The following is a 17,596-nucleotide window of genomic DNA, read 5'->3' on the forward strand; positions in this document are numbered from 1 at the left end:
GGTCGCACCGCGAAGCATGCCGCACGCGCGACCACCCGGTCGGCGGAAACGCCGACCGGGTAGGCGGTCTCACTCCTGGGGCTTGCGCGGACCCGCCGCCGGACCCGGGCCCGGTCGCGGACCGGGGGCTCGGCGGCGCAGCGCGTCGGAGAGCAGGGCGGCGCCAGCGTCCGCGGTGCGCGCGGCCTGCTCGTTCTCCTTGCGCAGCTCGCGGTAGACCTCGTCGCGGTGCACGGCGACGGAGCGGGGGGCCTGGATGCCCACCCGCACCACGTCGCCGCGGATGTCGAGCACGGTCACGGTGACCTCGTCCCCGATGCGCACGCTCTCACCGGTCCGGCGGGTCAGCACCAGCACGCGATCACTCCTCCCCCGCCGGACTAGGCGGGCAGCAGCCGGGCACGAATAGGCTGATCCTCCTCCAGGATGACCTGCGCCGCGCGTCGAGTGCTCCGGTCGACGATGACCGGGGCCAGCAGGTTGGCCGTGGCGTCGCCGACCGAACCGGACGCGGTGACCACCAGCAGCACCAGCAGGTCGGCCGGGTCCTCGGTGCCGAGTTGCTCCAGCACCTGCGTGCCGACCTGGGGCGCGTAGTCCGGGAAGAACGGCGCGGGCGGCACGACCAGGAACCTCAGGTCCGGGTCGTCGACCGAGCGCAGGGCGAACAGCGGGCCGTCCTCGGCCACCGCGACGAGCACGAACTCGCGGTGGTCCGGGAAGCCGGGGATCGGGACCCGGAACTCGATGACGGGCAGGGCCACGTCGTCCTCGGTCGCGGTGGTGTTCACGGTCGTCACGTCGGTCGCCGCGCCTCCTCGGGCCAGGGTGGCCGTCATCGCAGGAAGTCCAGGAGCGAGGGCTGCACGATGCGCGCGGTCGCCGCCAGCGCCGCGTTGTACCCGGCCGTCTGCGTCTGCAGATCGATCACCGCCTTGGCCATGTCGATGTCCTCGATGCCGGACAACCGGGAGGTCAGCGCCACCACCTGGGTGTCGGCCGCGTCCTGCGCGGACGTGAGCTGACTGTATCGGGTACCCACCGACGCGAGTTGGGTGTTGACCCGCGACATCGCCGAATCCAACCGATTGAGGTCACTCGACAGGTTGACGGTGCCGGGGCCGCTGAGCGCGGTGGAGAGGTCCTTGAGCACGTCGAAGACGTTGCCCGAGGTGGTGCCGAAGACGTCCGCGGAGACGTCGACGCGCACCTGGGAGCTGTCGCCGACGCGGCGCATCACCTGGCCGTCGTCGCCCTGGTAGACGCCTTGGTCGTCGAACGCGCGCGGCTGCGCCGACGTGCCGCCGAAGACCGGGCGGTCGAGGTAGGTGGTGTTGGCGACCGCGATCAGGTTCTCCCGGATGGAGCTGAGTTCGGTGGCGATGCCCGCCCGGGCGATCGGGTTGCTCACCGCGGGCTCGGACATGCCCTGCAGGGTCAGGTCGCGGGCGCGCTGGAGCAGGTCCGACGACGAGGAGAGCGCGGTCTCCGCGGTGCCCAGCCGGGCGATGCCGTCGGTGGCGCTGCGGGTGTACCGGTCGCGCGCGGCGAGGTCGTCGCGCACCTGCATGGCCGAGACCACGCCGGTCGGCGAGTCCGACGGCTTGGCGACCTGCTTGCCCGAGGTGATCTGCTCGCGCAGCCGGTCGAGGTTGTTGGAGCTGGTGCGCAGTCCCGCCAACACCCGGGTCTGGGTGGACTGCTCGGTGATCCGGAAGCCTGCCACGGCTTACGCCCCCATCCGGTTGATCAGGGTGTCCAACATGGAGTCGACGGCGCTCATCACCTTGGCCGCGGCCTCGTAGGAGCGCTGGTAGGAGATCATCGAGGTCAGTTCCTCGTCCAGGTTGACCCCGGACGCGGCCTGGCGGGCGGCGTCGACCTGGGTGGTGATGGAGTCCTGGGTCGCCGCGGCCTGCTCGGCCGAGCGCACCTTCATGCCGATGTCGGCGACGTTGGTGCGGTAGATGCCGTCCGCGGTGCCGATGCTGCCGAGGCGGGCCATGTAGTCGGCGTTGTCGCCGTTGTAGGCCTGGAGCTTGTTCGCCGACGCGGCGATGGCGGCCGGGTCGCTGGTGACCACCGCGATGGTCGCGGCGGTGGTGCCGGACAGCAGCGCGCCGCCCGCGGTGCCGGACGTGGTCCAGCCCGCGGCGTTGGCGGTGTTCACCTGGTTGGCGAGCGCGGCGGCGACGTTGTTGAAACCGGTCAACTGTCCGGGGAGGACGGTGGTGAGCGCGTTGGTGAGCGCGCCCGCCTTGCCGGTCACGCCGGTGGTGGCCGTGTCCGTGTCCACCCACTTGACGGTCACCGGGTTGGTGGTGGCGGTGGCGATGTCCGTGGTACCGGTCACCTTCAGTGCGCGCGCGGTCGATCCACTGACCAAATTGGACCCACCGAGGGACACCGTGTAGGTGCCGTCGGCGGCCTCGGACACCTGCGCGCCGGTCTGCTCGATGAGCTTCATGGCGACCACGTCGCGCTTGTCGGACAGGTCGTTGTAGCTCACGCCCGCGGCCTTCGCCCGCAGCACCGCGCCGTTGAGGTCGGCGAGCTGGGCAGCGGCCGAGTTGACGTCGTTGACCGTGCTGGCCAGCTCGGTGCGCCGGTTGCCGAACTGGCCGGACAGCTCGGACGCCGCCGAGTTCAGCCCGGTGGCCACCGTCTGCAAGCGGGTCAGCAGCTGCGTGCGCGCCGCGCTGTCGCTGGGGTTGTCACCCACGTCAGTGAAACCCGCCCACAGATTCGTGAGCTGGGCCTGCAGGCCGTTGGCGCCCGGTTCGTTGTAGACGTTCTCGGCGTCGACCAGCACCTCGTGCGCGGTGGAGGTCGTGGCCTGGCGCTCGTGCTCGTAGCGGGTGCGCGCCTCGACGTAGGCGTCCTGCAGCCGGTTCACCGAGGTGGTCTGCACGCCGCCACCGCTGGAACCCACCGGCTGGGTGGACCAGAACGCCGGGACCGCGGACCCGCCGATGGCGGTGGTCTCCAGGCGCTGGCGGGTGTAGCCCTCGGTGCCCGCGTTGGCGATGTTCTGACCCGCCAGCTCGAGGCCCTGGCGCTGCACGCGCAGCGCGGTCAGCGCCGTGTTGATGCCGTTGAAACCCATTACAGCGCCTCATCCACGAGTCGGGCGCCGACTGCGGCGGGAGCGGTGCTCCCGTCGGCGCGGTAGAGGGTGTCACCGGTGGCGTCGCCGCGCACCACGCGCAGCGCGTCGGCGACCGCCCGCCGACCGGAGGTCAGCAGGTCGCGGTTGGCCTCGACGGCCGCCTCGATCTCGGCGGAGAGGGTGGCCAGGGCGGTCCGGTGCTCGGAGAACACGGACTTCCACGGGTCGTCCAGCGCGTCGGTGAGCGCGGCCAGGCTGGGCCCGGGCAGCAGGCCCAGGCTCTCGGCCAGCTCGTCGACGGCGGCGGCCCGCAGCAGTTCGGTGTTCTGGATGCGCTCCAGCATCAGTTCGACCTCGTAGGTGGCCGATCCCAGCCAACGGGTGCGCCCGGCGGCGAGCAGCAGGCTCTCCACTTCCAGCTTGAACAGCAGCAGGGACAGCAGCTCGCGCTGCCGCCACAGGATCGCCGACGTCTCCACGGGGTTCATCCGCACTGCCTCCGATAGGCGGGCCAACGGGTTCTCACCTGGCCTATCGGCCCGCGCGGGGTGAGCATGAGGAAACCGCGAAAACCACTTGCGACGGTCGCACCCGAGACGCACCCGTAGGGCACTTGGCACACACCCAGGGGCCATCACATTTGTCCATAACAGAGCAGCCCACCTGCTCAAGCAGTCTCAGATGGACGAGCGGCGGAGGAAGAAATGTCCGAGAGCACCGGCACCACCCGCACCATGGACACCGACTCGCTGATCGCGGCGAACCTGCCGCTGGTCGGTCACGTGGTGCGCGAGATGCTCGCTCGGGTCCCCGCCCACGTCCGCCGGGACGAGCTGTTCTCCGCGGGCTCCGAGGCGCTCGTCGCCGCGGCCCGCGCCTACGACCCCGCCCGCGGCGTCCCGTTCCCGGCCTACGCCGCGGTCCGCGTCCGCGGCGCGCTGCTCGACGAGTTGCGCGGCCAGGACTGGGCCAGCCGCTCGGTGCGCGGCAAGGTCCGCAAGCTGGAGTCCGCCCGCGACGCCTTCGTCGCCCAGCACGGCCGGGTGCCCAGCGACACCGAGCTGGCCGAGGTGCTCGACACCGACGTCCGCTCCGTCATCGCCATCCGCGACGACGTGCAGCGCTCCTTCGTGGTGAGCCTGCAGTCGGTCGTCTCCGAGGGCCCCGAGGCCACCGAGATGGTCGTGCCGGACGAGAGCGGCACCCCCGAGGACCTCATCATCGAGCGCGAGCGGGTCGGCTACCTGCGCGACGCCGTCGAGGTGCTGCCGGAGCGGCTGCGCGTGGTCGTCGAGGAGTACTACTTCAACAACCGCCCGATGGCCGAGATCGCCGAGCGGCTCGGGGTCACCGAGTCCCGCGTCTCGCAGCTGCGCGCCGAGGCCACCGCCCTGCTGCGCGAGGGCATCAACGCCCAGCTCGACCCGGAGCGCATGGCCGCCGCCGACAAGCCCGAGGGCTGCGCCGCGCGTCGCCGCGCCTCCTACTACGCGGCCGTCGCCGCGCAGGGCTCGCTGCGGACCCGCCTGGCCAAGACCACGTCCTACGGCGTCCCGGTGGACATGTCCGCCTGATCCACCCGCGTCACCCCGGCCCGCGCCGACGCGAAAGCGCGCGCGTTGTGCCTGCTCAGCCCCGCTTTGCCCGGATCTTTCCCAGATCCACCAACAAAATCTTCTCCGGGAAGCTCAGATAGCCCCCGGGGTCGCCGAACTACTCGGTGCCTGCCCACGGAAGGGCGGGAAATAGAATCTTCAAGGAGGAAACCATCATGTCTCTGCGCATCAACTCCAACATCGCGGCGATGAACGCTTACCGCAACCTGTCGGTCAACGACAAGCAGATGTCGAGCTCGCTGGAGAAGCTCTCGTCTGGCCTGCGGATCAACCGGGCGGCCGATGACGCCGCCGGCCTGTCGATCGCTCAGGGCCTCCAGGCCCAGATCGGCGGCCTCAAGGTCGCGACGCGCAACGCTCAGGACGGCGTCAACGTCGTTCAGACCGCCGATGGCGCCCTGAACGAGTCGGCCGAGATCCTGCAGCGCATGCGTGACCTGTCCGTGCAGGCCGCCAACGGCGGTTCGCAGGACACCAACGCCCAGGCGGCGGCTCAGACCGAGTTCGGCCAGCTGCAGTCCGAGCTGGACCGGATCGCGAAGACCACCTCCTTCGGCGGCCAGAAGCTGCTGGCCGTTGGCACCGCTGGCGGTACCGCTTACACCGGTTCCTTCCAGGTCGGCGCCAACAACACCACCGACGACCGCATCAACGTCGCGCTCGACGCCTCGGTGTTCGGTGCCGCCGGTACCAAGGCCAGCAACACCCTCTCGGGTACCTTCAGCTCGGCCCTGGACACCGAGACCGTCACCGCATCCATCGGTGGCAACGGTGCCACGGTCACGCTGAACAGCCCGGCCAACCTGGACGACGTTGTCAACCAGCTCAACAACAACAGCAACTTCAGCGCCACGTTCGTCGCCACGAAGGCGGGCGCGGACCTGAAGATCTCGTCCAAGGTCGCGCAGAACGAGACCATCACCGTCTCGTCCTCGGCCTCCGGCCTGACCGCGGGCACCGCGGTCGCGGGCACCACCGGCTCCACCGCGACCGGCTTCGACTCCGCCGGCCTCGGCGTGGGCACCGGTGTTTCGCTGAGCAACACCACCAACGCCCGCAACGCGATCGACGCGGTCGACACGGCCATCAAGAACCTGTCCACGGCCCGCGCCCAGCTCGGTGCGTACCAGAACCGGTTCGAGCACACCATCAACAACATCAACGTGCAGGTCGAGAACCTGTCCGCGTCGAAGTCGGCCATCACCGACACCGACATGGCGCAGGAAATGGTCAAGTTCACCCGCTCGCAGATCCTGTCCCAGGCAGGCACCGCGATGCTGGCCCAGGCGAACCAGGCGCCGCAGTCCGTGCTGCAGCTCCTGCGTGGCTGAGTGATCAAGGCCCGGGTACTGGTCAGCCGGACCAGTACCCGGGCCTTTCTCAGGTCCCCCCTGACCCTCTTGCCAGGCCCCCGATCGAGGAGAAGACTCCGAAATGACAAGCGCCGTTGACGGTCTGGTCTCCGGACTGGACACCAGCACCATCATCTCGCAGCTCATGTCGATCGAGGCCGCCCCGCAGACCCGGCTCAAGACCAAGGCCAGCCAGCAGCAGACGCTGACCAACGCGTACCAGGCGATCAACGCCAAGATGCTCGCCGTGCAGAACGCGGCCAAGGACCTGGCCACCTCGACCACGTGGACCGCGGTCAAGGCCGGCTACACCTCCTCGGCGGTCTCCGTCGCCGCCTCCACCACCGCGCTGTCCGGCACCGCCACCTTCGAGGTCGCGTCGATGGCCACCACGCACGTGGTGACCTCCGCGGTCCCCCAGTCCGGCACGCCCGCCTCGGGCAGCTCGCTCGGCTTGGTGTTCGCGGACAAGACCGTCAACGTCAACGTCACGACCAACACCCCGCAGGGCGTCGCCGACGCGATCAACGGCGCGAACGCGGGCGTGCGCGCCACCGTGGTGACCACCACCACCGGCCAGGTGCTGCAGTTCTCCGCCACCGGCTCCGGCGCGGCCAAGTCGTTCAGCGTCACGGGCCTGGACCAGCCGACCACCGTGATGACCCAGGGCGCCGACGGCGTGGTCAACGTGGGCAACCCGAACGCGGGTGGCTACAAGCTGACCAGCGCCGACAACGTCTACACCGGCCTCATCCCGGGCGTGACCGTGACCGCCCTCAAGCCCGAGGCCAACATCACCGTCTCCACCACCGCCGACTCGAGCAAGGCCGCGACCGCCACGCAGAACCTGGTCGCCGCCGTCAACTCGGCGCTGTCCACGATCGACGCCGCGACCGCGTACAACCCCACCACCAAGGTGTCCGGTCCGCTGGCGGGCAACGCCCTGGTGCGCAGCCTGCGCGAGCAGTTGCTCGGCGCGGTCAGCCAGGGCAAGGACAACAACGGCGGCGGCTTCAGCACGGCGGGCATCAGCCTGGACCGCACCGGCGCGGTGAAGTTCGACCAGACCGCGTTCCTCGCGTCGGTCGGCAAGGACCCGGCGGGGACGCAGGCGACCGTGTCCACCATGCTCGGCGGCCGGTTCACCGCGATCGCCGACGGCGCCACCAACAGCACGACCGGCAGGCTCACCCAGGTCATCCAGGGTGGCGACAGCAACCTCCGCAGGCTCAACGCGGAGATCACCAACTGGGACTCGCGGCTGGCGGCGAAGAAGGTGTCCCTGCAGAAGCAGTACACCAACCTGGAGACCGCGCTGGGCAAGTTGAAGGACCAGGCGAACTGGCTGTCCGGCCAGCTCGCGGGTCTGTCGAGCTGAGAAGGAGGAACCCGATAATGTCGAGCCCCGCACTGCGCCAGCGCTACCTGGCCGACTCGGTGTCCACCGCGACGCCCGGCCGCCTGCTCGTGATGCTCTACGACCGGCTCTGCCTCGACCTCTCCCGCGGTGCCGACGCCCTCGACGGCGGCGACCGGGAGACCGCGTCGTCCATGCTGGTGCACGCCCAGGACATCCTCTTGGAGCTGCAGGGTTCCCTGCGCGCGGAGGAGTGGGAGGGCGGCCCCGAGCTGGCCGGTCTGTACGCGTTCCTGCTCAGCGAGCTGATGCGGGCCAACATCCGTCAGGACGCGGGCACCGTGCGCGCCTGCCTGGCGGTGGTCGAACCCCTGCGCGACGCCTGGCGCGAAGCCGTGGACGGGATGCCCGCCACGAACGGCAAGTCGTGAGCACGGCCGACCAGTGGCACGTGGCCTGGGCCGCGGCACTGGACCGGCTGGAAGCGGACGTCGACTCGGCCGAGGCCCTGCTCAACGACGAGCACATGCTGCGCGAGCTGCCCAAGTTCGATCCCTGGAACCCGCCGCAGGGCTTGGGCCCGCTGCCGATCGACCTGCGCCCGCGCGCCGACGCGGTGCTGCGCAGGCAGTTGGAGGTCGCGTCCAAGGTGGCCGCCGCGATGACCAGCGCGGCGATGCACACCCTGGTGCTGGGCAAGATGAGCGGTGACGCCAAGGACCCGGCGCGCCCGAGCTACGTCGACGTCGCCCTGTAGGAGTTCCGTTCCTCGGCTGACACCTCAGGCAGTTCCGTGTGGACCCCGGTCGCGATCCGCGGCCGGGGTCCACACGCGTGTACGGGCGTCCACCCGCGACCCCGCACCGGGCGCACGGCGCGTTTTCCCTGGTCCGGCAAGGCAAAATTACACAGAGCGTGACCAATCTCCCCTAAAGGTGCCGATCGGTTGCAGCCGATCTTCATCCCGACAACCGTGACACAACCATATTTGTAGGCGCCGACACACCTTCTGGCCTGCGAAAACCTTATGCCCGGTGGTCAACCGCCGATGAACGGTCTGAGCACGGAACGCTCACCTTCACCCGCCACGGATCGGCGACCCAACCGGCAAGCATAAGGAGCTCCGGTCGTGTTCGACGATCTCGCCTCGCAGGCCATCCGGGCCTCGCTCGACGGTCTGGCCATGCGCCAGCGGGTGCAGGCCAACAACATCGCCAACATCGAGACGCCCAACTTCAAGGCCAAGCGCGTGGAGTTCGAGACCGCGCTCAGCCAGGCGATCGCCGCGGGTGACGGGACGAACGTGCACGCCACGCTCTCCACCTCCAACCTGGCCGCCCGCCAGGACGGGAACAACGTCAACCTCGACGAGGAGACGTTGGGCTCGACCGAGACCGGGCTGCGCTACCAGACCATGCTGCGCGCGATGGACGACCGCTTCGGCCTCGTGAGCGCGGTGCTGAAGGGCGTGCGGTAAGCCATGTTCAACATCATCGACACGGCCGCCAGCGGCGCCTCGGTCCACCGCAAGTGGCTCGACGCGGTCTCCGACAACATGGCCAACATCAACAACGCCACCTCGACCAGCAGCGACGCCTTCCAGGAGCGCTTCGTGGTGGCCAAGGAACTGCCGACCCACAACGGCACCGTGGTCTCCGAGATCAAGTCCGGGGACACCACCGGCCGGATCGTCTACGAGCCGACCAACCCGCTGGCCGACGCCCAGGGCTACGTCAAGTACCCGGACATCAACCTCAGCGACCAGATGGGCTACCTGATCATGGCCCAGCGCGGGTACCAGGCCAACATCGCCGTCGTCGAGCGCGCCACGAACGCCTACCAGGCCGCCCTACAGCTAGGGAAGAACGCGTGACCTCCCCCATCAGCGCGGTGACATCCGCGATCGCCCCGCCCGCCGTCGCCGAGCCGATCGCCATCGGCGACACCTCGGCCGCGACCTCGGCCTCGGGCCTGAGCTTCGGCTCCATCATCGGCAGCGCCCTGGAGAACACCGAGAAGGTGCAGGACCGGGCCAGCCAGCTCGCCATCAAGGCGGCCACCGGCAACGAGATCGACGTGCACAACTACCTCGCCGCGGCCACCGAGGCCAACCTCACCACCCAGCTCACCGTGCAGGTCCGCAACAAGGCCATTGAGGCCTTCAACGAGATCATGAGGCTGCAGGGATGAACCAAGACCGGATCATGGTGCTGCTACGTCGTGTTGGCAGCGGCTTCAAGGCCTTCTCGGTCGGCCAGAAAGCCGTTGTGGTGGCGGGAGTTCTCGTCGCGGTCATCGGGGTCTGGGTCTACTTCTCGTTCGTCTCCACCACCAGCTACTCGCCGCTGTTCTCGAACCTGGCGACGAAGGACGCGTCGGCCATCACCGACGAGCTGACCACCAAGGGCGTCAGCTACGAGCTCGCCGACAGCGGCGCCACCGTCATGGTGCCGACCGACCAGCTCTACCAGCTGCGCCTGGACATGGCGGCCGCGGGCCTGCCCGCCTCCGAGGACACCGGCTACGCGCTGCTGGACCAGCAGGGCGTGACCACCTCGGACTTCATGCAGCAGGTCACCTACCAGCGCGCCCTGGAGGGCGAGCTGACCAAGACCATCAAGTCCATCAACGGCGTCACCGCCGCGTCGGTGCACCTGGCCATCCCCACCAAGGACGTCTTCTCCGACGCCTCCGCCAAGCCGACCGCGTCGGTGATGGTGTCGACCGGCGCGGGCAAGAAGCTCTCCGACGACCAGGTGCAGACCATCATCCACCTGGTCGCCTCCGCGGTGGAGGGCATGGACCCCACCAACGTGACGGTGGCCGGTTCCGACGGCACCGTGCTGGCCGCCCCCGGCCAGGGCTCGACCGGCTCCACCAGCGCCCGCCAGCAGGAGACCGCCGCCTACGAGCAGCGCGTCAGCACCTCGCTGCAGGCCCTGCTGACCCAGGTCGTCGGCGCCAACAAGGCGGTCGTCAAGGTGACCGCCGACCTGGACTTCGACACCTCGGAGACCAAGAGCCAGACCTACACCAAGTCCGACGCCCCGGCGCTGTCGGAGAGCACCACCAACGAGGCCTACTCCGGCACCGGCGCGGGCGCGGCGGGCGCCAACGGCGGCGTCCTCGGCCAGACCAACGGCCTGACCACCGACACCACCACCACGGACTCGTCGTCCACCACCTCGTCCTCGACCGACGGCAACGGCTCCTACAAGCAGGAGAAGGCCGTCCGGGACAACGCGGTGAACAGCGTCATCGAGACCCGGCAGAACGCCCCCGGCCAGGTCCGCAAGCTCGGCGTCGCGGTCCTGCTGGACCAGTCGACCGCCGCCGCGGCCAACCTGGAGCAGATCCGCCAGCTCGCCTCCTCGGCGGTCGGCCTGGACACCACCCGCGGCGACACCATCGCGGTCAGCGCGCTGCCCTTCGACCAGAGCGCGGCCAACACCACCGCGCAGGAGGTCGCCGCGCAGCAGGCCAGCGACCAGAAGGCCGAGCAGTTCACGCTCATCAAGCAGGGTGCGGCCGCGCTGGCCGTCCTGGTCCTGCTCGTGGTGACCTGGCTCGCCACCCGCCGCCGCCGCAAGAACGGCAACGTCATCCGCACCGCCGAGCTGGAGCGCCTGGACGCGATCAAGGCGGAGCTGGAGCGGACCCGCCAGGCGGCGCTCGACACCGCCGACGAGCGGGCCCGGCTGGAGGCCGCCGCCGACCGCGCCGCGCTGAGCGCGGGCATCAACGGCGACAACGGCCCGCAGGAGCAGAAGCTCAAGGAGATCGAGGCACTGGTCGACGAGCAGCCCGATGAGGTCGCGCGGTTGCTGCGCGGCTGGCTGGCCACGAAGGGAGCGTGACCTGACATGACCGAACTGATGGGCGGGCACGAGGGGCTGCGCAAGGCGGCCGTACTGCTCCTGCAGATGGGCAAGGACGGATCGGCGAAGGTGCTCTCCAAGCTCCGCGAGGCCGAGGTGGAGGCGCTCTCCGCCGAGGTCGCCCGGCTGGGCGCGGTGGAGTCCAACTACACGACCGCGGTGCTCGACGAGTTCCACGCCATGGCCAAGGCCCGCAAGCACGTGTCGCACGGCGGCATGGACTACGCCCGCGAGCTGCTGATCGAGACCCTGGGCCACGACCGCGCCGACGAGATCGTCGACCGCATCGGCGCCACCATGCTGGACGTGCCGTTCCGGTTCCTGCAGCGGGCCGAGCCCCGCCAGGTGCTCTCCTTCCTCCAGGAGGAGCACCCGCAGACCGTGGCGCTGGTGCTGGCGCACATGCCCGCGAACCTGGCGTCGGCCGTCCTCGGCGGGCTGGTGCCGGACCGGCAGAGCGAGATCGCGCTGCGGGTGGCCACCATGGGCCGCACCTCCCCCGAGATCGTGCGCAAGCTGGAGAACCTGCTGGAGCGCAAGCTCTCCTCGCTGCTGCAGCCCTCGGACGTGTCGACCATCGGCGGCGTCGGCCCCCTGGTGGACATCATCAACCGGTCCGACCGGGCCACCGAGCGGTCCATCCTGGACGGCCTGGCCAAGCGCTCCCCGGAGCTGGCCGACGAGATCCGCAGCCAGATGTTCATGTTCGAGGACCTGGTCGGCATCGACGACAAGTCCCTGCAGCTGGTGCTGCGCAACGTCTCCGGCGCCGACCTGGCCACCGCGCTCAAGGGTGTCCGCGACGACGTCCGCGACAAGATCACGCGCAACCTGTCCGAGCGCGCCTCGGAGAACCTCATCGAGGAGATCGAGGTCCTCGGTGCGGTGCGGCTGCGGGTCGTCGAGGAGGCCCAGGCCAAGATCATCAGCGAGATCCGCTCGCTGGAGGAGTCCGGTCAGATCGTGCTGCGGCGAGGGGACGACGATGAGTTTGTCGCCTGACCACGTGGGCACCGTGCTGCGCGGGGACTCGTCCCTGGACGCGGTCACGCCGTTCCGCCTCGGCGGCGGCGAGCAGGCCAGCGCGCGGGCCACCGCGCACGCCGAGGGCTACGCCACCGGCTGGGCCCAGGGCATGCGCGAGGCGCGCACCGCCACCTCCGCCGCCCGGGCCCGCGCCCAGGCCGAGCTGGACCGGCTGCTGGCGATGCGCACCGAGCAGGCGGGTGCCGCGCTGACCGCGGTGGACACCGCCGCCCGCCAGGTGCAGGCCACCTCGGTGCGCCGCGCCGAGGACCTCGCCGAGCAGGTGCTGGTGGCCGCGATCGACCTGGCCGAGGCGATGCTGGGCGCGCAGCTGGCCACCGCGGTGGCCGACAGCGCCCGGGCGGGTCTGACCCGCGCCATCGCCGAGCTGCCCACCACCACCTCGGTGGTCGTCCGGGTCAACCCGGCCGACCACGTGGAGCTGACCTCCGGCGCCGACCCGGTCCCCGGCCGGTCGGTGACCCTGGTCGCCGACCCGGGCGTGGCCCGCGGCGACGCCATCGCGCAGACGGCGGTGACCACCGTGGACGCGACGCTGTCCGGCGCGCTGGCCCGGGTGCGGGCGGAACTCGCTTCGTGACCGCTGTGGCCCAGGACGCGCCCGTCCGGGTGGTGTCGACGCGGTCCGCTCAGGGGTATCCGACGACGTCCGAAGGGAACGCCATGCTCTCCGACCGGATCTCCGAGTTGTTGCCGGTGGCGCGCCCGCGACGCACCGGCGCCGTGGTCGGCGTGGTCGGCCTGGCCGTCACCGTGGCGGGTATCGCCGCGCGGATCGGCGACATGGTCCGCATCGGACCGGCCGCCGAGCCGCTGCTGGCCGAGGTCGTCGCGCTCGACGGCGAGCGGGTCGTGTGCCTGCCGCTGGGCCCGCTCGGCGGGGTCGGCGTGGGCAGCCCGGTGGTCAACACCGACAGCCCGCTGCGCATCGCCGTCGGCGAGCAGCTGCGCGGCCGGGTGCTCGACGGCCTGGGCCGCCCGATGGACGGCGGTCCCGCGCTGGCGGGCCTGGAGCGCGTGTCGGTCGACATGGCACCGCCGTCGGCGATGGAGCGCTCGCTCATCGACGCGCCGCTGCAGCTGGGCGTGCGCGCGCTGGACACGATGGTGCCCTGCGGGCACGGGCAGCGCATCGGCATCTTCGCCGGGTCCGGTGTGGGCAAGTCGAGCCTGCTGTCGATGATCACCCGGGGCACCCAGGCGGAGATCACCGTGATCGCGCTGATCGGTGAGCGCGGCCGCGAGGTCCGCGAGTTCCTGGAGAACGACCTCGGCCCCGAGGGCCTGGCCCGCTCGGTGGTCGTCGTGGCCACCTCCGACCAGCCGCCGCTGGTCCGGCTGCGCGCCGGGTTCGTGGCCACCCGGATCGCCGAGTTCTACCGCGACCAGGGCAAGAACGTGCTGCTGATGATGGACAGCCTGACCCGCATCGCGATGGCGCAGCGCGAGGTCGGCCTGTCCGCGGGCGAACCGCCCGCCACCCGGGGCTTCCCGCCCTCGGTGTTCGCGCTGCTGCCCACGCTGCTGGAGCGGGCCGGGCCCGCGCCGGTCGGCGGCATCACCGGGCTGTACACGGTGCTGGTGGAGGGCGACGACCACAACGAGCCGATCGCCGACGCCGCCCGGTCCATCCTGGACGGCCACGTCGTGCTCGACCGCAAGCTGGCCACGGCCGGGCACTTCCCCAGCATCGAGGTGCTGGAGTCGGTGTCCCGGGTCACCGGGGCGATCACCACGCCCGCCCAGCGGGCGGACGCGAGCACGCTGCGCAGGCTGCTGGCCGCGCAGCGGGACGTGCGCGAGTTGGTGGAGATCGGCGCCTACGTGCCGGGCACCAACCCCGACGCCGACCGCGCGCTGGAGCTGAAGCCGTTGATCAACGACTTCCTCCGCCAGCGCATCGATGACCAGGTTTCCGCTGACCAGGCGTGGCGGCAGCTCGCCGAACTGCTGCACGCCGGAGGACAGGAATGACGATCCGCACGAGGTTGGCGTCGGTGCTGCGCGCCCGCAAGGCCCAGGAGGACATCGCGCGCGGCGCGGTCACCCGGGCCAACGCCCGACTGGCCGACACGGTCGCCGAGGCCGCGGCCCGGCACGACTCGATGGAGGGCTGGGCGGTACCGCGCGGCGGGGACGCGGCCAGCTACATGGCCGCCATCGCCGCGGGCCGCGCGCTGGCCACCGCGCTGAGCGAGGCGCGGGCGCTGGAGCGCGTCGCGCGGGCCGAGACCGACGTCGAGGTGGAGAACCTGCGCGAGGCCGCCAAGCGCAGGCGCAGCGTCGAGAAGCTCGTGGAACGCACGATCGAGGCACAGCGGGTGAAAGAGCTGGCCGACGCCCAGCGGGCGGCCGATGAGGTGGCCGGACAACGTGCGGCGGGCGGGCGGGGAGAGACTCGATGAACGGCATCACCGCGATCATGAACCGGATGGCGCAGATCGACGCCATGCTCCCGGTCCGGCAGGCCCCGGCCGCCCAGGCGTCGACCGCCTCGGGCACCGACTTCGCCTCGGCGCTCTCCGATGCGATGGGCGGCTCGGCGACCGGGTCGGCGACCGGCTCGGACGCGGTGGCCGCGGCGAAGAAGTACCTCGGCGTGCCGTACGTGTGGGGCGGCACCAACCCGGCGACCGGGCTCGACTGCTCCGGACTGGTCCAGCAGGTCTACTCCGACCTGGGCGTCGACCTGCCCCGGGTGAGCCGCGACCAGGCCAAGCAGGGCACCGCGGTCGCCTCGCTCGACCAGGCCAAGCCCGGTGACCTGGTGGCCTTCGGCTCCCCGGTGCACCACATCGGCATCTACCTCGGCAACGGCCAGATGATCCACGCGCCCGAGGCTGGCGAGGACGTGAAGATCGGCAAGGTCTACGAGACGCCGACCGCGATCCGCCGGATCCTGCCGGACTCGTCCTCGTCGTCGTCCGCGCTGAGCGGCCTCGGCACACTGAGCGGCCTGGCCCCGATCGGCACGAACGGCGCGGGCACCTACAACGTGACCGCCGCGACCGGCGCGACCGGGTCGTCGAAGTACGACAACCTGTTCGCCGCCGCGACCGCCAAGTACGGGCTGCCCAGCGGCCTGCTGTCGGCGGTGGCCAAGGCCGAGTCGAACTACAACCCGAACGCCGTCAGCGGCGCGGGCGCGCAGGGGCTCATGCAGCTCATGCCGTCGACCGCGGCGGGCCTGGGCGTCGACGCGCTCAACCCGACCCAGGCCATCGACGGCGCGGCCCGGTTGCTCAAGAGCCACCTGAACTCGTTCGGGTCGGTCCCGCTGGCCCTGGCGGCCTACAACGCGGGCCCGGGCGCGGTGCGCAAGTACGACGGCGTCCCGCCCTACAACGAGACCCAGAACTACGTCCGCAAGATCATGGCGAACCTCACCGCTGGAGCGGCGGCATGACGATCCCCGGTTTCACCCCCACCGCGGCGCGCACGGCCGCGGGGACCGCCACCGCGGCGGGCACCGACGCCAACCCCGAGAAGGCGGGCGGCCAGGCCGCGCCCGCGTTCGCGGCGTTGTTCCAGTCGTTGGCGGGTGTTCCCGCGCAACCGCAGACCGCCGGTCAGGCCGTTCCCGGTCTCGCGGTCGGTGTGGCGGGCCAGTCCGAGCAGGACACCGCTGATTCCGGTGTGGACACCGCGGTCGACCTCGCCGTGAACACCACCCCGGACCTCACCGCGCTCGCTTTGGCGAACGCGGCGGTCGTGCTGCCGCAGAACGCCCCTATCGCGCTCCCCGCCCTGACCACCCCGGTGGCGCCCACGCCCACCGCCGCGCCCGAGAGCGCCCCGGAAGCCCCCAGCACGCGCGTGAGCGCGCTCACCGGGCTCGGCGCGGGCGCCGACATCGTCCTCCCGACCGCCGCCGGTTCGCCCGTCGCGGCCCCGAAGGCAACCGCCGGGGCAACCACGCCGGGCACCACCGCCCAGGCCGTCAGCGGGCCGCTGAGCGCCCCGACGGCCGGTGCGGCCGGTGTGGCGGAGGCCACGGCCATCGATTCCGCGCGTATTCCGGAGGTCCGGCCCTCCGCTGCCGACAACACCGGCGTGGGATTCGTGACCACCGCCTCGGCCGAACCGGCCGAATCCGCTGCGACCACCCCGGCCGACGGCCAGGGTCGGTTCGCCGCCCCCGCCGCGCCGGGCACCGCCCCGGCGCCGACCGGGGCTCCGTTCGCGACCACCCCGATTGTTGGCAACGGCGCCATCACCGCCACCCCGGTGGCGCAGGGCGCGGGCACCGCAGACATCAACGGGGATGTCGCAGGCACCGCCACGGTGCCCGCGCCGACCACTACGACCACCACGACCACCGCAGCGGCCCAGGCCACCGCGACCACCCAGGTCGCCGTCGCCGCCCAGGCCGCCGCCACCCAGGTCGCCGAGGCCACCCCCGGCAGCGCGACCCCGGTGAACACCAAGACCTCGTCGAACACCGAGCCGTCGACGGCGACGAGCACGGCCACCTCGACCGCGAGCACCGCGACGACCGCGGCGCAGGCCCGCCCCGCCCCGGCGGACAAGGGCGGCGAGCGGCACGAGTCCAAGCACGGCAAGGACGCCGAGCAGGACACCGCGCCGACCGTCCCGACCGGACTGGTCACCCAGTCCACGCGGTCCACCCCGGACACCGCCGTCCAGGCGAACGCCCCGGTGGACGCGGCGATCGCGCTGCCCGCGCAGCCGACCGCCGTCGACGCCACCCCGACCGCGATCCCCGTGCACACCGGCGACCTGCCGGTGCCCGCGGTCCGCGCGACCACCGAGGTCGCCGCGCCGCAGCAGCCCGCGGCGCACCAACCGGCACCGACGCACAACGCGCACCGGCTCGCCACCGAGCTGTCGCCGCTGCGCGGCTTCAACGGCGAGCACACGCTCACCGTGCACCTGCACCCGGTCGACCTCGGCCCGGTCACCGTCGTGGCCCAGCTCCAGGGCGGCGACATCCGCCTGGACCTGGGCGGGGCCACCGAGTCGGCGCGCGAGGCGATCCGCGCCGCGCTGCCCGAGTTGCGCAAGGAGCTGGAGACCGCCGGTTTCTCGTCCTGCCTCGTGGGAGATGGCAGCACGGGCGCCGGAGCGCAGGCCGACCAGCGCGCCCAGCGGGCGCAGTGGGACCAGTGGACCCGCGCCACCGGTCGCACCGACCAGCCCGAGGCGCACGAGACCCCCGCCCCAGCACCGACCCGCACGCCCTCGTCGGGCGTCCTGGACCTGCACGCCTGAGCGGC

20 protein-coding genes are annotated in these 17,596 nt (G+C 71.4%); 15 read left to right on the plus strand and 5 right to left on the minus strand.

What is annotated here, in order from left to right; genetic code table 11:
• Positions 1–69: 69 nt before the first annotated feature.
• From csrA to flgN, 5 genes are read right to left on the minus strand one after another with little or no spacing between them, the layout of a single operon-like run.
• Entirely contained in the window at positions 70–357 is a 288-nt protein-coding gene (gene csrA, locus CLV40_RS40805) for a carbon storage regulator CsrA (protein ID WP_104480433.1), read from the minus strand.
• Between the two features lie 23 nt (positions 358–380).
• Positions 381–839 carry a flagellar assembly protein FliW gene (fliW, locus tag CLV40_RS19805; RefSeq protein ID WP_104480434.1) on the minus strand — a complete coding sequence of 153 codons (459 nt, stop codon included), beginning with the start codon at positions 837–839 and terminating at the stop codon, positions 381–383.
• Positions 836–1,726: a flagellin N-terminal helical domain-containing protein gene (locus CLV40_RS19810; RefSeq protein ID WP_104480435.1), complete on the minus strand. Its 891-nt coding sequence runs from the start codon at positions 1,724–1,726 to the stop codon at positions 836–838. The genes fliW and CLV40_RS19810 overlap by 4 nt, the downstream gene beginning before the upstream one ends.
• Positions 1,727–1,729: 3 nt before the next feature.
• The gene (flgK, locus tag CLV40_RS19815; RefSeq protein WP_104480436.1) at positions 1,730–3,106 is read right to left on the minus strand and encodes a flagellar hook-associated protein FlgK; all 1,377 of its coding nucleotides are present in this window, start codon (positions 3,104–3,106) and stop codon (positions 1,730–1,732) included.
• Positions 3,106–3,597, minus strand: a complete 492-nt coding sequence (gene flgN, locus CLV40_RS19820; protein WP_104480533.1) for a flagellar export chaperone FlgN — start codon at positions 3,595–3,597, stop codon at positions 3,106–3,108. Before flgN ends, flgK begins: the two co-directional genes overlap by 1 nt.
• Before the next feature lie 216 nt (positions 3,598–3,813).
• Between flgN and CLV40_RS19825 the strand changes: the two genes are divergently transcribed.
• The 15 genes from CLV40_RS19825 to CLV40_RS40340 all read left to right on the plus strand — a co-directional run bounded on the left by CLV40_RS19825 (position 3,814) and on the right by CLV40_RS40340 (position 17,591).
• Positions 3,814–4,683, plus strand: a complete 870-nt coding sequence (locus CLV40_RS19825) for a sigma-70 family RNA polymerase sigma factor (RefSeq protein ID WP_104480437.1) — start codon at positions 3,814–3,816, stop codon at positions 4,681–4,683.
• Positions 4,684–4,829: 146 nt separating this feature from the next.
• Positions 4,830–6,056 carry a flagellin N-terminal helical domain-containing protein gene (locus tag CLV40_RS19830; protein ID WP_281261671.1) on the plus strand — a complete coding sequence of 409 codons (1,227 nt, stop codon included), beginning with the start codon at positions 4,830–4,832 and terminating at the stop codon, positions 6,054–6,056.
• 103 nt (positions 6,057–6,159) lie between these two features.
• A complete protein-coding gene (fliD, locus tag CLV40_RS19835) occupies positions 6,160–7,455 on the plus strand; it encodes a flagellar filament capping protein FliD (protein WP_104480439.1) in 1,296 nt (431 codons plus the stop codon).
• Positions 7,456–7,472: 17 nt separating this feature from the next.
• Complete coding sequence (gene fliS, locus CLV40_RS19840) at positions 7,473–7,865, plus strand: flagellar export chaperone FliS (RefSeq protein ID WP_104480440.1); 393 nt, start codon at positions 7,473–7,475, stop codon at positions 7,863–7,865.
• Entirely contained in the window at positions 7,862–8,191 is a 330-nt protein-coding gene (locus CLV40_RS19845) for a hypothetical protein (RefSeq protein ID WP_104480441.1), read from the plus strand. The genes fliS and CLV40_RS19845 overlap by 4 nt, the downstream gene beginning before the upstream one ends.
• Positions 8,192–8,563: 372 nt before the next feature.
• Positions 8,564–8,911, plus strand: a complete 348-nt coding sequence (gene flgB / locus CLV40_RS19850) for a flagellar basal body rod protein FlgB (RefSeq protein ID WP_104480442.1) — start codon at positions 8,564–8,566, stop codon at positions 8,909–8,911.
• A 3-nt stretch (positions 8,912–8,914) separates the two neighbouring features.
• Entirely contained in the window at positions 8,915–9,307 is a 393-nt protein-coding gene (locus CLV40_RS19855; RefSeq protein WP_104480443.1) for a flagellar basal body rod protein FlgC, read from the plus strand.
• Entirely contained in the window at positions 9,304–9,624 is a 321-nt protein-coding gene (fliE, locus tag CLV40_RS19860; RefSeq protein ID WP_104480444.1) for a flagellar hook-basal body complex protein FliE, read from the plus strand. The genes CLV40_RS19855 and fliE overlap by 4 nt, the downstream gene beginning before the upstream one ends.
• Positions 9,621–11,291 carry a flagellar basal-body MS-ring/collar protein FliF gene (gene fliF / locus CLV40_RS19865; RefSeq protein ID WP_104480445.1) on the plus strand — a complete coding sequence of 557 codons (1,671 nt, stop codon included), beginning with the start codon at positions 9,621–9,623 and terminating at the stop codon, positions 11,289–11,291. The genes fliE and fliF overlap by 4 nt, the downstream gene beginning before the upstream one ends.
• Before the next feature lie 6 nt (positions 11,292–11,297).
• Positions 11,298–12,314 (plus strand): flagellar motor switch protein FliG, encoded by a 1,017-nt coding sequence (gene fliG, locus CLV40_RS19870; protein ID WP_104480446.1) that lies wholly within the window; start codon positions 11,298–11,300, stop codon positions 12,312–12,314.
• Positions 12,298–12,939 (plus strand): FliH/SctL family protein, encoded by a 642-nt coding sequence (locus CLV40_RS19875; protein WP_146108113.1) that lies wholly within the window; start codon positions 12,298–12,300, stop codon positions 12,937–12,939. Before fliG ends, CLV40_RS19875 begins: the two co-directional genes overlap by 17 nt.
• Entirely contained in the window at positions 12,936–14,333 is a 1,398-nt protein-coding gene (locus tag CLV40_RS19880; protein WP_245931404.1) for a FliI/YscN family ATPase, read from the plus strand. The genes CLV40_RS19875 and CLV40_RS19880 overlap by 4 nt, the downstream gene beginning before the upstream one ends.
• Positions 14,330–14,764 (plus strand): flagellar FliJ family protein, encoded by a 435-nt coding sequence (locus tag CLV40_RS19885; RefSeq protein ID WP_104480449.1) that lies wholly within the window; start codon positions 14,330–14,332, stop codon positions 14,762–14,764. Before CLV40_RS19880 ends, CLV40_RS19885 begins: the two co-directional genes overlap by 4 nt.
• Complete coding sequence (locus CLV40_RS19890; RefSeq protein ID WP_104480450.1) at positions 14,761–15,765, plus strand: transglycosylase SLT domain-containing protein; 1,005 nt, start codon at positions 14,761–14,763, stop codon at positions 15,763–15,765. The genes CLV40_RS19885 and CLV40_RS19890 overlap by 4 nt, the downstream gene beginning before the upstream one ends.
• Entirely contained in the window at positions 15,762–17,591 is a 1,830-nt protein-coding gene (locus CLV40_RS40340; protein WP_104480451.1) for a flagellar hook-length control protein FliK, read from the plus strand. The genes CLV40_RS19890 and CLV40_RS40340 overlap by 4 nt, the downstream gene beginning before the upstream one ends.
• The last annotated feature ends 5 nt before the right edge of the window (positions 17,592–17,596 follow it).

Origin of the sequence: Actinokineospora auranticolor, from assembly GCF_002934265.1 — a bacterium.
Classification (GTDB): domain Bacteria; phylum Actinomycetota; class Actinomycetes; order Mycobacteriales; family Pseudonocardiaceae; genus Actinokineospora; species Actinokineospora auranticolor.

What these genes read in the sequence shown, in the direction of transcription:
- fliW (WP_104480434.1), bottom strand. Translation starts at nt 839, where the DNA reads ATGACGGCCACCCTGGCCCGAGGAGGCGCGGCGACCGACGTGACGACC.
- flgK (WP_104480436.1), bottom strand. Translation starts at nt 3,106, where the DNA reads ATGGGTTTCAACGGCATCAACACGGCGCTGACCGCGCTGCGCGTGCAG.
- flgN (WP_104480533.1), bottom strand. Translation starts at nt 3,597, where the DNA reads ATGAACCCCGTGGAGACGTCGGCGATCCTGTGGCGGCAGCGCGAGCTG.
- CLV40_RS19825 (WP_104480437.1), top strand. Translation starts at nt 3,814, where the DNA reads ATGTCCGAGAGCACCGGCACCACCCGCACCATGGACACCGACTCGCTG.
- fliD (WP_104480439.1), top strand. Translation starts at nt 6,160, where the DNA reads ATGACAAGCGCCGTTGACGGTCTGGTCTCCGGACTGGACACCAGCACC.
- fliS (WP_104480440.1), top strand. Translation starts at nt 7,473, where the DNA reads ATGTCGAGCCCCGCACTGCGCCAGCGCTACCTGGCCGACTCGGTGTCC.
- CLV40_RS19855 (WP_104480443.1), top strand. Translation starts at nt 8,915, where the DNA reads ATGTTCAACATCATCGACACGGCCGCCAGCGGCGCCTCGGTCCACCGC.
- fliF (WP_104480445.1), top strand. Translation starts at nt 9,621, where the DNA reads ATGAACCAAGACCGGATCATGGTGCTGCTACGTCGTGTTGGCAGCGGC.
- fliG (WP_104480446.1), top strand. Translation starts at nt 11,298, where the DNA reads ATGACCGAACTGATGGGCGGGCACGAGGGGCTGCGCAAGGCGGCCGTA.
- CLV40_RS19875 (WP_146108113.1), top strand. Translation starts at nt 12,298, where the DNA reads ATGAGTTTGTCGCCTGACCACGTGGGCACCGTGCTGCGCGGGGACTCG.
- CLV40_RS19885 (WP_104480449.1), top strand. Translation starts at nt 14,330, where the DNA reads ATGACGATCCGCACGAGGTTGGCGTCGGTGCTGCGCGCCCGCAAGGCC.
- CLV40_RS19890 (WP_104480450.1), top strand. Translation starts at nt 14,761, where the DNA reads ATGAACGGCATCACCGCGATCATGAACCGGATGGCGCAGATCGACGCC.
- CLV40_RS40340 (WP_104480451.1), top strand. Translation starts at nt 15,762, where the DNA reads ATGACGATCCCCGGTTTCACCCCCACCGCGGCGCGCACGGCCGCGGGG.